The sequence below is a fragment of the Nostoc sp. NMS7 genome (assembly GCF_017115085.1).
In the GTDB taxonomy this organism is placed as follows: domain Bacteria; phylum Cyanobacteriota; class Cyanobacteriia; order Cyanobacteriales; family Nostocaceae; genus Nostoc.
The window spans coordinates 98,700-111,632 of sequence record NZ_JABXKJ010000247.1; the positions used below are offsets into that span (position 1 = coordinate 98,700).

At 42.0% G+C, this 12,933-nt stretch carries 13 protein-coding genes; 1 reads left to right on the top strand and 12 read right to left on the bottom strand.

Annotated elements, in window-relative coordinates; translation table 11 throughout:
• The first annotated feature begins 4 nt into the window (after window positions 1–4).
• Window positions 5–835 (top strand): Uma2 family endonuclease, encoded by an 831-nt coding sequence (locus HWQ38_RS34505; protein ID WP_292803089.1) that lies wholly within the window; start codon window positions 5–7, stop codon window positions 833–835.
• A 143-nt stretch (window positions 836–978) separates the two neighbouring features.
• Here HWQ38_RS34505 and HWQ38_RS34510 read toward each other — a convergent pair whose 3' ends face one another.
• From HWQ38_RS34510 to HWQ38_RS34565, 12 genes are all read right to left on the bottom strand, one after another.
• The gene (locus HWQ38_RS34510) at window positions 979–2,370 is read right to left on the bottom strand and encodes a PP2C family protein-serine/threonine phosphatase (protein ID WP_292803092.1); all 1,392 of its coding nucleotides are present in this window, start codon (window positions 2,368–2,370) and stop codon (window positions 979–981) included.
• Window positions 2,371–2,790: 420 nt separating this feature from the next.
• A complete protein-coding gene (locus tag HWQ38_RS34515; RefSeq protein ID WP_292803094.1) occupies window positions 2,791–2,976 on the bottom strand; it encodes a hypothetical protein in 186 nt (61 codons plus the stop codon).
• Window positions 2,977–3,375: 399 nt separating this feature from the next.
• Window positions 3,376–5,007: a signal recognition particle-docking protein FtsY gene (gene ftsY, locus HWQ38_RS34520; protein ID WP_292803096.1), complete on the bottom strand. Its 1,632-nt coding sequence runs from the start codon at window positions 5,005–5,007 to the stop codon at window positions 3,376–3,378.
• 131 nt (window positions 5,008–5,138) lie between these two features.
• Window positions 5,139–5,780 (bottom strand): transcription antitermination factor NusB, encoded by a 642-nt coding sequence (nusB, locus tag HWQ38_RS34525; protein WP_292803098.1) that lies wholly within the window; start codon window positions 5,778–5,780, stop codon window positions 5,139–5,141.
• A 125-nt stretch (window positions 5,781–5,905) separates the two neighbouring features.
• Window positions 5,906–6,670, bottom strand: coding sequence for a DUF502 domain-containing protein (locus HWQ38_RS34530; protein ID WP_292803286.1), 765 nt, complete (start codon window positions 6,668–6,670; stop codon window positions 5,906–5,908).
• Window positions 6,671–6,919: 249 nt separating this feature from the next.
• Window positions 6,920–7,828: a glycosyltransferase family 2 protein gene (locus tag HWQ38_RS34535; protein WP_292803101.1), complete on the bottom strand. Its 909-nt coding sequence runs from the start codon at window positions 7,826–7,828 to the stop codon at window positions 6,920–6,922.
• 119 nt (window positions 7,829–7,947) lie between these two features.
• Complete coding sequence (locus HWQ38_RS34540; RefSeq protein WP_292803103.1) at window positions 7,948–8,790, bottom strand: HpsJ family protein; 843 nt, start codon at window positions 8,788–8,790, stop codon at window positions 7,948–7,950.
• 284 nt (window positions 8,791–9,074) lie between these two features.
• Window positions 9,075–9,248 (bottom strand): hypothetical protein, encoded by a 174-nt coding sequence (locus HWQ38_RS34545; RefSeq protein ID WP_292803105.1) that lies wholly within the window; start codon window positions 9,246–9,248, stop codon window positions 9,075–9,077.
• 152 nt (window positions 9,249–9,400) lie between these two features.
• Window positions 9,401–10,153, bottom strand: coding sequence for a hypothetical protein (locus tag HWQ38_RS34550; protein WP_292803108.1), 753 nt, complete (start codon window positions 10,151–10,153; stop codon window positions 9,401–9,403).
• Window positions 10,154–10,555: 402 nt separating this feature from the next.
• Window positions 10,556–10,921, bottom strand: a complete 366-nt coding sequence (locus HWQ38_RS34555; RefSeq protein ID WP_292803111.1) for a hypothetical protein — start codon at window positions 10,919–10,921, stop codon at window positions 10,556–10,558.
• An 815-nt stretch (window positions 10,922–11,736) separates the two neighbouring features.
• Window positions 11,737–12,123, bottom strand: a complete 387-nt coding sequence (locus tag HWQ38_RS34560) for a DUF2358 domain-containing protein (protein ID WP_292803113.1) — start codon at window positions 12,121–12,123, stop codon at window positions 11,737–11,739.
• Window positions 12,124–12,186: 63 nt separating this feature from the next.
• Window positions 12,187–12,762 carry a leucine zipper domain-containing protein gene (locus HWQ38_RS34565; protein ID WP_292803116.1) on the bottom strand — a complete coding sequence of 192 codons (576 nt, stop codon included), beginning with the start codon at window positions 12,760–12,762 and terminating at the stop codon, window positions 12,187–12,189.
• Window positions 12,763–12,933: the final 171 nt, after the last annotated feature.

The window sequence follows — 12,933 nt, forward strand, 5'->3', positions numbered from 1 at the left end:
TCTTATGACCTCTGCAACCGATCCATCCACCGCCCTCACTCCTTTTCCCGACCATACGCAGCTACCAGAGTCCGATGGTACTTTCGTAAGCCAGTCGCTTGCGGGGGTTCCCCCCGTTGTGCGAACTGGCGGGAAAAATTGGCAAGAGCATCCCCAAAGCATCTTACTCACTGACTCGATTACACCCGTCCTTAAACAATTACATCCTGAAGGTCAATATTGTATAGGTCAGGACTTAGGTATTTACTGGCGCTTGACAGACCCCCCAGAACGAGGAGCAGAAGCACCAGATTGGTTTTATGTAGCAAATGTACCGCCCTTGCTCGATGGACAAACGCGGAGGTCTTATGTACTGTGGCGAGAATTTATTGCCCCTTTGATTACCTTGGAATTTGTCTCTGGGAATGGTAATGAAGAACGAGATAGAACCCCTTGGCAAGGTAAATTTTGGATTTATGAGCAAGTAATTCATCCAGCTTTTTACGGCATTTATGAAGTGAATAAAGCCAGTGTGGAAGTTTATCACCTTATTGAAGGACAATATCAGCTCTTAGCAGCAAATGAACGGGGACATTATCCTATTGCCCCTTTGGGAGTTGAGTTAGGGTTATGGCAAGGAGAATATCAGAATGCGGAATTACCCTGGCTGCGCTGGTGGGATTTGCAAGGTAATTTGTTGTTGAGTGGCGAGGAAAGAGCGGCACAGGAAAGCCAAAGAGCGGAATTAGAAAGTCAAAGGGCGGAATTAGAAAGTCAAAGGGCGGAACTAGAAAGCCAAAGAGCCGATCGCTTAAGTGCCCAATTGCGATCGCTCGGCATTGAACCAGAAGCCTAATGTTTTTGGACGATTTTCCCAGAAAGTCAACACCTTAGCTGGGGTTAGGTTTCGCGTTAGATTTTCCACATAACATGAAAATCTAGAGTAAGCATAACCTTAAGTATTGACTCATGACTTGACCAAGCAACAATGGTTAATAACTATAAAATTTGCAGAACAACTAATGTCATATCATCAGTGTTTTGTTTATCAGCACCGATGAATTCCTGAACTTGGTCAAATAGGTAATCCACAATTTCTTGTGGTCCATTGCAGTACTTACAAGCCGTATTGAAGCCAGCCACAAAATTGTCTTCATCGAAGCGATCGCCACCTGCGGCAGCAGCATCGGTCAAACCATCTGTATAGTAAATAATTGTATCCCCAGGCTCTAATTGTACCTGGGCATCTTCATATTGGCTGTTAGCATCCAAACCGATTAACATTCCCAAAGTATCTAAACGGCTGACAGTTTTTGTTGCTGCGTGCCACCACAAGGGAGGATTGTGTGCCGCATTGCTATAAGACAAAATTCGCTTATGGGGATTATATTCTGAGTAAAATACCGTTACAAAGCGGTGGGAATTTTCCAAATCCGCATACATAACTCTATTTAAGTTTTGCAAAATTCTTGCTGGGGAATTACCATGTAGCACTTCTCCCCGTAGCATTCCCCGCATCATCGTCATAATTAGCGCCGCAGGGACACCTTTGCCCATGACATCTCCAATAACCAAACCCCAACGACTAGTTTCTGTGCCGTCTTTGGTATTGGGTTGAATCTTATTGTCAGTGGTAGCAAAAAAGTCGTAGTAGTCTCCGCCAACACGATTGGCAGGTTTACAGCGTGCTGCTACCACTGCACCAGGGATTGTGGGGCATTGACGTGGCAAAAGTCGCCGTTGAATTTCTGCACCAATTTCTAGTTCTTGATCTAGGCGTTCTTTTTTTCTTAGTTCTACAGCTAGTTCATCGTTTTCGATCGCTACTGCTGTTTGGTCTGCTACTAACCTAACTAACTTTTGCCTAGTTTCTGTCCAACTATATTCTGGATCGCGGCTCAAGACATAAAGCCATCCCCGTTCTGTATGCTTCACCAGAATCGCCGTACCAAAGATTTGCACATCTGGCCCCAAATAGCGATGCATCTGGTCATCCAAAATCCCCGTGGCATTCGCTAAAGGGGCCGTATTGGGCATAAGCGTGATTTGACTGCTGGCTATTTCTAGCGCTTTGCGGATATTTTTTCGCTGGCGACTATCTTGCCAATGTAACTGTTCTAGCCTGACTTGACCATTAGGTTTGTAGAGAAACAGGGCGCTGCCGTCTGCATCTGTAACTCTTGTTGCCATCAGGGGGATTAGTTCCAAAAACTGATTCAAATTATTGAAACTTCTCAGGGCAAATCCTAAAGAACTTAGCAAATCTTGAATTTTGTTTTGTTCCCGGTGCAACCTTGCCACGAGTTCTTTTAGTGCTACGACTGGTGTGACATCCGTCGCGGCACTACTATTGTTTTCAATGGGTTGAGAGGGCAGTTGAGACACAGGCACAGGTATTATTGCACTTTATATTGGCAGATTTTAGATTACTTATAAACCTTTTGGCTTTGGCATTGCTAAACCATATTTAGGCAAGAGTTGTCATTTTAGCAAGAGTATAAAGACGTAACAGGCAAATTTTATCGGTATTTTATTTGCTTATTGTATTTCTGATGGAATATTACTAATTTCAAATCATGTATTTTTAGTCAAAACCCAACCCGTAAAAATTACTAGTTTTGGTGATAGTTCAGAAAGCTTTTCATTTTCTCATAACTTAATTCTCAAAGCATATCTCTAAAGTCATCAAAATACTCTATTCAAAGAATAATTTCTCAGGCTTTCAGAGTAACTATTTGGGCAGAGGCAACTAGGAAACTAGAAGTTTTTTGAGTGAAAACCTCTAGAAGCGCTCAAATCGGGCTTGGTTTGCTAAAAAACAGACTTAGACTCATTCCCAAACCTGAGAATATCTAAATAAGTCTTCAAATACTTAATTTGTATACCATAATTGCCGACATAATCGCCAAGATTGAGCTTTTCCATTTGGAATTTCTCGTTTTGCGAATTTTGAGTTGCTGAAGATGCAAAACTTAAACCCATTGAAAGTTTAACCATCAGAGTTCAAACCTCTCAATTTCCTCCAAAAATATTTATGGATATTTTCGCAAGGAATATTTGAGAATACATCTGAAATCGATCCCACAATACTTGTATTTGTGGGGGTGAGCATCTCGCCTGCGCTTTAAATTGCTGCAAGATGCGAGTTTACGGCCTTTTGGATGTCGCAACTAAATGCCCGTGCTGCTACATTTAAAAAGCCTATTCAGGGTGTCAAAAAGGGCATTAGCTGGAAATTTTAGCAAAAGCCACCGATTGATGATGACAAATTCATGATTTTAGGAATTGATCTGTTTCCAGTATTGTGTTTCTAATTAGTTCAAGTGATAATACCAGATCAGTTACACCTAAATTTATCAGTTTGTCAAGAAAATTTTTTAATTCCAAATTTTTCAACTAGCCACTCAAAAGAGCTTCGACAAACTCATAGCTCGAAAAGGGGCGTAGGTCTTCAATTCCTTCGCCAGCACCAATAAAGCGAATGGGTAAACCTAGCTGCTGCACAACGGCAAGGGCAACGCCGCCTTTGGCAGTACCATCTAGTTTGGTTAAGACAACGCCACTCAGTTGGGCAGCTTGGGAGAAAACTTCGGCTTGCCGCAGTCCATTTTGACCTAAAGTGGCATCTAGAACCAACAGTGATTCTACTTTGGCATTTGGGGCTTTTTTGGCGATAATTCGCCGGATTTTGCCGAGTTCATCCATTAAATTTTTCTTGTTTTGCAGTCGCCCAGCTGTATCTATCAGAAGTAATTCGCTTTGACGTGCTTGAGCGGCGGCGATCGCATCAAATACAACTGCTGCCGGATCTGTATTCTTTCCCGGATTGGCAATTACTTCTACACCACTTCTACTACCCCAAACCTTCACCTGTTCCACGGCGGCGGCGCGGAAGGTGTCTGCTGCCCCAATCAAGCATTTATAGCCAGATTTTTGTCCCAAGTGGGCAATTTTGCCGATGGTGGTAGTTTTACCGGCACCATTCACCCCAGTAATTAACCAAATATTCAAGGTTTCTTTTTCTGGGGTAAAGCTAGTTTTGTGGGATGTAATGCTTGGCGCATCCAGCATATCCCGGAGAATTTTTTTCAGGTAAGCGATCGCTTCTTCAGGTGCGGTGACTTCTTCTCGAAGTTTTTTCTGTAGGGCATTGATAATAAAGTCTGTCGCCTCTACACCCACATCAGCTTGTAGGAGCAATGCCTCAATTTCCGTCACAGCAGCTTGGTTTAGCGGTCCTTGACCAACGATCGCCTTCAGTTGGTTAAGAATACTACGGCGAGTTTTGTCTAACCCTTGCCGGAGCTTTTTCAGCCAGGTAATTTCTTCAATAGAAACGTCTTCTGGACTTCTACCTTGAGCTGCTAGGACTTTCGCCGACCAGACAAACCCATCATCAAATACCAGTCCGGGAATTTCCTCTCCTGTCTCTAAAGTTGCAGCTATTGGCTGTACTATCTCCGGTTCTGGGACTTCAATCGCGGTGGCTATTAGTTGTTCGAGTTTGGCTTGCCGTTCTGCTGCCGCCCGTTCTAAGAAGGATAATGCAACTGGTGCTGTTGCCTCTGGCGTAGCTAGTGGTTCGGTGGGTGTTGGTTCAACTTCAATTGCCGTTAGTTCTGGGCTTTTGACATCTGGCTGATCAGCAATTGCTGCTACTGATGAATCTTCTGTAATTTCTGACTCAGTAGCCGCTTGGATAACTTCTGGCTGTGCTGTTTCTACGGTTGTACTAACAGGTTCCTCAGTTGCTTTTGGTTCGGTGATTTGGGCAATTGCCGTTTCTGCGGTTTCAGGTTGTGCTGAATCAGGCGGAGTTTCTACTACCTCAACTTGTTGTTTTTGCTGAATATTTTTATAGGCAGCTTTAGCAAACGCCAACAAGTCTGCCGTTGTGTCTGGTGCAGTTTCAGTAGTTGGTGTTGACGTTTCGGCTGGCTCTGGTTGGGGTTCTTGTGCAGGAGGAGTTTCTTCCTGTTTCTGATCAGAGGAATCGTTATATTTACGACGGAACCAATTAAAAACCATTGCAGCAGTATTGGTTATATGAATTATGAGTTATAACTTTAATTTAACTTGGGCGATTGGGCATTGTAAAAACACTTTCTTCATCCCCTTGTCTCCCTTGTCTCCCTCATTCGGAAAATAAGTATAAAAAACTACGCACTTTTCTTCTGCTCACTGACTCGGCGCAAAACACCGTTAATAAACCGATGACCATCGTCTCCACTGTAGCGTTTGGCTAGCTCCACAGCTTCGTTGATGGCGATACTGTCTGGAACTCCTAAGAACTTCATTTCTGCCACAGCGATTTGCAGGATATCGCGGTCAATTTGGGCGAGGCGAGTTATTTGCCAATCTACTAAGGCAGTAGAAAGTAGTTCATCTATAATGTGTCTATTTTCGTTGACGGTAATCACAAGCTCTTTAGCGTAATTACGGACTCCCTTATCCTGATTAGCTAGCTGAATCAATACTGGGAAATCAACTGCCGTACCCAACTGATTGATTGCTGTCTGGGTGCAGGCGATCGCTTCTTGAAGCATTGTTCTGGCACTATCGAGGTCTGAGGCCCGAGTTTGGCTACTTAAGAGGCGATCGTTACTGCGTTGCAGTTCACCTGCGGCATTATTTAGAGTATCTTGCACTTCTGAGGTCAGAGTGCGTACTGCTCCTAGCAACAACTTTGATACTAATTGATCGTCTTCCAATTTATCTAATTTCTTGGGGTTGACTGGCAATTGGCTAATGCTTAAAAGCGCCAATTCACGAGCAATTTGCTGGGGTTTACGAGGTTGCATAAAACTGAGGGGTGATTGTGCGAGAACTGATTAACTTGGGAGGCAAACCTATAATCATATCAATTTTGGCACAGTAAAACAACAATATATATAACGTATTTGCTTATGACTTTGCCAGATTGATTTTAAATTTCTTCAACCGGAATAACTTGCTGCTTGATTTCGTCGTGTTTCGCTTCCAATGTGGGCTGTTTGGGGAAAACCAAGGACGGATTGGGGGCGACAATGCCGCCTGATACAACTATTTTAAAGGCATCCTCAATCGACATGGAGAGGTTCACCACCTCATCTTCAGGAACGACTGCGTACCATCCGGTAGTCGGATTTGGGGTGGTGGGGATAAAAACACTTAGCACGGGGCAAGACATCTGGGCTTGGATATCACTGCTGATTGCACCAGTCACAAAGCCGATCGCCCAAATTCCGCGGCGGGGATACTCTACCAAAATTACACGGCGAAACTTGCCATTTGAATCTTTTAATATTGTTTCCAAAAGCTGTTTAAGGGTTTTGTATACCTGTCCAGCTAAAGGAATCGCCTGTAATAATCGCTCCCCAAAATCTAACAACCACCGCCCAGCAATATTTCGAGCCATCAAGCCCATCAAGAGAATACTTAATAGTGGTACAGCAAATCCTACTAATAAATTCAGTATATTTACTAAAATTGGGTTTAACCCATCAAAGGGATTCAATTGTTTGGGAATTTGGGTAAGGAAGTTGATTACCCAAGTAGCAATGGTAATTGTCAACCAGATAGTGGTTGCTAGGGGAATTACTACCAATAAACCAGCAATCAGGTCGTTTTTTAAGTCCTGTTTTAGGCGATCGATTACCAAGCCCCGATTCTCCTGTTTTAAGCTAGAGGAACTTTTGTTATTGCGATCCATACCAGCAGATTCGTCAAATTCCGAAGACTTTAACTTTAGGCAGTTTTTGCTGCAAGTAACTCTCCAAAAGGCTAGCAAGTTGGCTGCTGCCCCAAAAATACGTACTTGTTGCTGGAAATCAGCTATTTTCCTATAAGCATACACATAGACAGTGAACTACCCACACTGACTTGGAGTACCTTTTCGTTTTTAAAGCCCTTTTAACTGTTTCAAACTGTAATGCGTAATCTTTCTAATCTCCAGTTCCCTTTACACCACATCAGCCTGTGTAGTTTCAGAATCCGCGCACTGCAACTGTTGTATACTCTCCTGTGCCAAAATTGCTGTTGCGTCTAAATTAGGTTTTGGTAGATACTTCATTTCCCAAACTTTCAGCAAAATCAGATATTCGTAGAATGCCTGCAATGTACACCAAGCAAGTCCAGCGCGTCCATCTAGACAGCCGCCTAAGATAAAATACATATATATAAACCGTAGCAACGGTCTGGCCGGTAAACGCAAAGACAAATCTTTCAGGGCGCGGCGTTTTTCGATTTCCGATTTGCCAAAGAATAAATCTCGCCAGTTTACCTTTCCCTGCTCTAATTGATACAATGTTTCTTGAGCTTCATCTGTAGAATAACGGTTGTGTTTTTCAATCCAACGGCTCAAGCCTTTGCTACAAGTGTAGTGTGGGTATGTTTCTTGTAAAAAGCTAGTTGCACCCTCACAAACTTCCCGCTCAGTATGTCCGTAGTCTGTAAACCAGACTTTACCGTGGCGGAAGAGGCGCATTTGGTAACGGGGATACTGTGTGCTGTAGCGAATCCAATGATTCATGAACATCACACGTTCAGCCACGTAGTAACCGATGTAGTCTGGATTCTGACTTGCCTTTTCCGATTCCGCGAACAGTTCTGGTGTCATGCGCTCGTCAGCTTCGAGAATGTAAACCCATTCGTGCTGCGGGGGGATAGACTCTAACATCCAGGTGCGTTGTCGTCCGTGGCTTTCAAAAGCGTGTTGGATGACGCGGATGGGATAGCGACTAGCGATTTCCACAGTGCGATCGCTACTGCATGAATCCACAACAATAATGTCATCAGATAGCATCGCCGATTCGATACAAGCAGCAATATCTAGCTCTTCATTATATGTCAGTATGTAAATTGAGAACATTAGCCAAGTTTTATAGTGATTTTACCCAGTGATAATTGCCTTTTTATGGTTATTGGGCACATGGCAGTGTGAGCCGTGAACAATTTTTGGATACGTCCTACTGCCATGCCAATAGTGCATTAGCGTGCGGTAGCTCTAGGTTTACTACCTTGCACACTACCTCTACCTCTTAAGCCTGTCCAGCCAATGATAATGTAACCAATGGACAACAGCAAACTGCCAATGCCAATTCGCAGTCCAGACTTCCACGCAGTATCTTTAGCTTGTTGCTCGGCTTCGTCTCTGCGCTGGCGAAGTTGGCTCAGTTGTTGATTTTTCAGCGTCTGAATATCTGTTTGTTGTTCAATAGCTTTGTCAAGTGCTTGGGGATCTGTTTTAGCCTTCTTGAGTAACTCTTTGATATTTGCAGGAATTTGAGAACTTTCAAGTGCTTGCTTATATTTTTGATCATCTTTGAGGATTTCACTAAACTGAGCTTTGGTTTGGTTTCGCAGCTGCCCTAGTTGAGCTTTTCCTTGGTCAGTAGTCAGTTGTGCTTGCAATTGCGAGAACCGAGTGTTTAGTTGATTTTCTGCCTGATCTGCTTCTTGAGTGATCCGGTTGAGTGTTTGAGTTTTAGCTTGATTGACGTTATTGAGGTGCAGGGGAAAAATCAGCAAGAACATCAACCCGAAAATAGTTGAGAGGATCAGGGCGGGAAATCTTAAATCGATACCTTGGGGGCGATCGCTTGCGGCATCAGCACCATCAATCCAATAGGCAGCAAACAGAAGCCCCAAACCTACTAAAGGAACAATTCCCCGATCAACTAGCGCTGTTGCCAAGTTGATTTGCCATACCCGATCAGTAGGTTGAAAGGGTAACAATAAAATGAAAAAGTCCACAAAAAAGGACAAAATGCAGATTATTCCAACTACCTTAAGTGTGAGGGCAGTACTCAGGGAAGTAAAACGGTTAACCATAGTTTTTCAAACTGGCGGTGAATACAAGTGATGTTCATATTTAAAGCTACTTGAATATTGTGCCCATGACCGTGACTGTTGTATAGAAACACAAAGCAGATTCAATACTGGTAAAGGCTATCTACCTGTTGGTTTTTAACTAGGCCACAGTAACATTTGTTTTGTGCAGTGTCTTCAGAAAATTTCTAGAGTTGAGTAATCGGCATAACTCATGCACTGATGGCACTTGTCGCCACTGTAATCTCAATACTGCTGTAATCATTAACGGTAAACCCAAAATTCGCTCACGCCCACCCAACTGTTTGTAATAACTCAGTTGGTTCTACACCAGTGGTATTAGTGGGACTTAGACAAAAAAAACCATAAAAAAGTCTCAAATCTATATAGAGAGAGACTTTGACATCGTTTTGCTTGGTTGATTGATATATCTGGGTTTGAGCAGTTTCGTTTTTGAGCATTTGGTGTATTTTCCTCACCCTGCATGGGTTTGAGGCTTGTTTATCCCTCAAAAATGTTTAAGTCCCGTTAGTCAGAATTGAGTCAGAGACTCAATGAATGCATTCCCATACTCCGTATGGGAACGAGGGAGGAGAGGTTTATCAAACTCGCATTAACTACAAGTATTTGCTGAAGCCGAGTTAACCTTCGTTAAATCGCCAGTGAATACTGCTGTGTATTGATAAGGTGATGCACCAGAACAAGTCATAGAATTTGTATTAGCACGACGGGGAGTCCACCATGAGGTTGCTTGCACAGTCAAATTTGTGCCATTCCATGATAGATTGTTGACAACTAAAGAGTTAGTTTTTCCATCAGTGGGCTTTTTGGCAGATAAAAATGTGGCATAGTTAACCTCGCCATTAGCTGGATTAATCCGCGCTATAACTGCGACTTTTGGCCCGCCCCCGCTACCATAGCTAGACACCCAACGCCCAGTGGCAAAGCGGCGAAAATCATTACCAGTCTGACTGCCAGTAGAGGAGTAAACGCCATATAAAACATTGTTGCCATCCCAATATAATCCATAACCTGTACCATCGTCATTTGTTGTTTCGTAATCACTACGACACCATGTTTTGATCCCATTATTAAAACGGATTGTCACAGGGTTTTTGTTATTAGATGATACTTGCTGATAACCAATGTAAATGGTTGTATTTCCATTCTTTACTTTTGGCCCGTTTTTAGCTTTGATTGTCGCTTCACTATCATTGCAACTGAATGTCACAGCATTACCGATAGATGAATTTACGGTTTGAGCAAAAACTGGAGGAGCTTTTTGTGTGATTACTAAATCAGCTACTAATACTACGGATAACGATAAAGTTGTTAAATACTTCTGCCATTTGTGAGCATAAATCATGATATAAATCTGCCGATAAAGGGTTAGGGAAAACTTTGTATTACTATAAATTCTTCTGATAATTTATAGTAATACAATTCTTAAAAATTGCAGATTTTAGCATTCTAAATATTACGAAAGAGCAGACTAGCCAAGAAAATACATTAAGATAATATGCCTGAGATTAACTCCACATAAACCTTCCTTATCAAAGAGCTTTAGTGAATAGAATAAATTGCGTAGGCATTCGCCCAGCTTCTCTAAGAGTTGCCCACCAAAGGTATCGTAGTAGTCAAAAAAATGATTTTAATGAACAAGTAGCGTTTGCTCATTCTGTATATCTCTTGCTAGAAGCTTTCGTAACCTCTGCTTTCTGCTTCATGCCGTGCTGTACTAAACGGTTTTAGCATTGTCCTCTGATACTTATTCTGCACTAGCTTTCAGGCGGCTTAACCTGCTTTTGCGGACACGTTCGCTTTCACGAATACCACCAGCTAGCTCATATTCACTGCTGTTTTTGCCATACTTAAAAGCAACGCCCCTGACTATCTTATCTGTAAGATTGCTCAAGGTTTTTTCCATCTCATCAATTTTAGTTTTGGCAGAGTCAATCATAGCTAAATCAATGTTATAAGCATCAAGCATAGTGCGGAACTGCTCAATTGATTGAGTTAGATTTTGCAAACCGCAATTATCACCAAAATCCATATTTGAATCAATTGCTTTTAGTCCGGCGGATCTCAATTCAGCTTTTTCTAAAATACGGGATGTACGTTTTTGACGGGACATAAATATATTTGTTAAAGAGGGTTCTAGAATACCAATTCAGCAAGCCTGCAAGAGTCTCCCCCAACCCTTATAAGGTTGGGGGGTTGGGTTTTTGATTACTGAATCCATGTTCATAGAGTTAGTCTGACTTATTAAAGCTGTTTTATGCTTCAGTAAAATTCGTGAATAAATTTTATTTATTAAAAAAATAATAGATAAATCTGAGTAATTTCTCTTAATTCAGAATATTTTTTAGGTAGGGGCACTACCCTGCGGTCAGCTAAAGCTACATGAATTGCCCCTACAGCCTGTAATTTTGTGTAAGTCCTAGTTGATGATGAATGTCGTGATGTTAATGATGAATGTCGTGATGTTAATGATGAATGTCGTGATGTTAATGATGAATGTCGTGATGTTAATGATGAATGTCGTGATGTTAATGATGAATGTCGTGATGTTAATGATGAATGTCGTGATGTTGATGATGAATGTCGCGATGTTGATGATGAATATCGCGATTTTTCAAAATGGCTTCTCATGGAAGTGCGTAGACGCCTAGCAGCTTCTCATCAGCAGTCTATGTGCGAGGCGCACTTTCAAGATGGAAGAAAGCTAGAGTTAGAGTGAGTATTTCTGCTTAGAGAAACTACGCTTGGGTTAAAGCTTAATCCTCCTTAACTCTCTTGTTTGCGTAAGTCCTGTAAGAATTAAATAACATACAATTTATATCTTTGGCTTACCTCACCCTCAATCCCTCTGCTTATAAAGGAGAGGGAAGCTAGAGATAGGATGAAGTTTTGCATTTTATTTAATCCACGTTCCTAAGCTTTAATTGTTTATATTTTTGTAGTAAATAAATGCTGCTTCACTACGTCTAAGCGTGAACAATTCCAATAATCAACATGGGAGACAATCAAACCATCAGAGTTGAGACTTAATTCACTCCAACCAGGAATAGAAATCCGTGGCTTCCAGGGGAGAGGGGTATTCCAACTGAGTGTCCACTCAGTTTTTATGGTGTCTCCTAAACGTTGAATGTTATGTAAGTCCATCTTAGGATCTAAAAACCAAGTTTGGATAAGATTAATCATTTGTTTGTAACGTTTAACACCACGAAATTTATTTAGTGGATCTTGAAAATAAACGTCTGAGGCGTAAATGCTGTAAGTTTGATTTACTGGGAATCTTTGATAGTCTTCTTTGAGGATTTCAATGATATCCATGATCATATAGTTATATCTGTAAATTGGTTTAATATGTAAACGGGATGCCGATATAAATCCCTATTAGGAATTAAAATCGACTTCATTCCATAAACGTTCTAACTGAAGCCGCCAAGCAGCTATAACTTTTTCTCGTGCCTCTGCGGTTTGATCTATTTCGCCCATCAATCCTTCTGCGTAAAAGCGTTCTAAGCTTTGCATAGTAGCTTGCAGAGATTGCCCTTGTTGTTTTGCTGCCTGAATAATTTGCCAGATGCGGCTTTCAATTAGTCGATTAAAGACATTATCTAATCCAGCCTGATGCAGAGATACAAGTCGGTTGATTGCATTGGACAAATCTGGACTCACTAAAGTGCCACTGTCATGTTGAAATACCCCCCAAATTACCCCTTCAGATAAAGCGTACCGTACTTCCTGAGTGTCATCAAAGTTAGCTTCTAGGAACTGTTCTAAAAATGGTTGGGCTTGTTGGATGGGCACAATAGGCAGTAAAACTCGCAGCCAAGTATTATCTTCGGAAAGCAGCACCAACAGCCGAAAAGTAGAAGTGTCTACTTGCCACGATCCAGGAGCGATCGCATTAATCGCCGCAGTGTCAAATAATTCTGTTAGCGTATCCGCAATTTCTTCCGGTGTCATAAGTTTTTGTTAGATATAGCCTCTAGATTAGCGCAGAGGTGGATGAGCTGATTCACTAAAAGGCTATGCTGCCTGCTGGACAACTTCCAATAGGGATTTCCAACAAATAAATTACCCAATCTTCTGGGGTGGACGTCTCGCCCGCCCGTAGCTCAAGGCGGGCAAGACTTC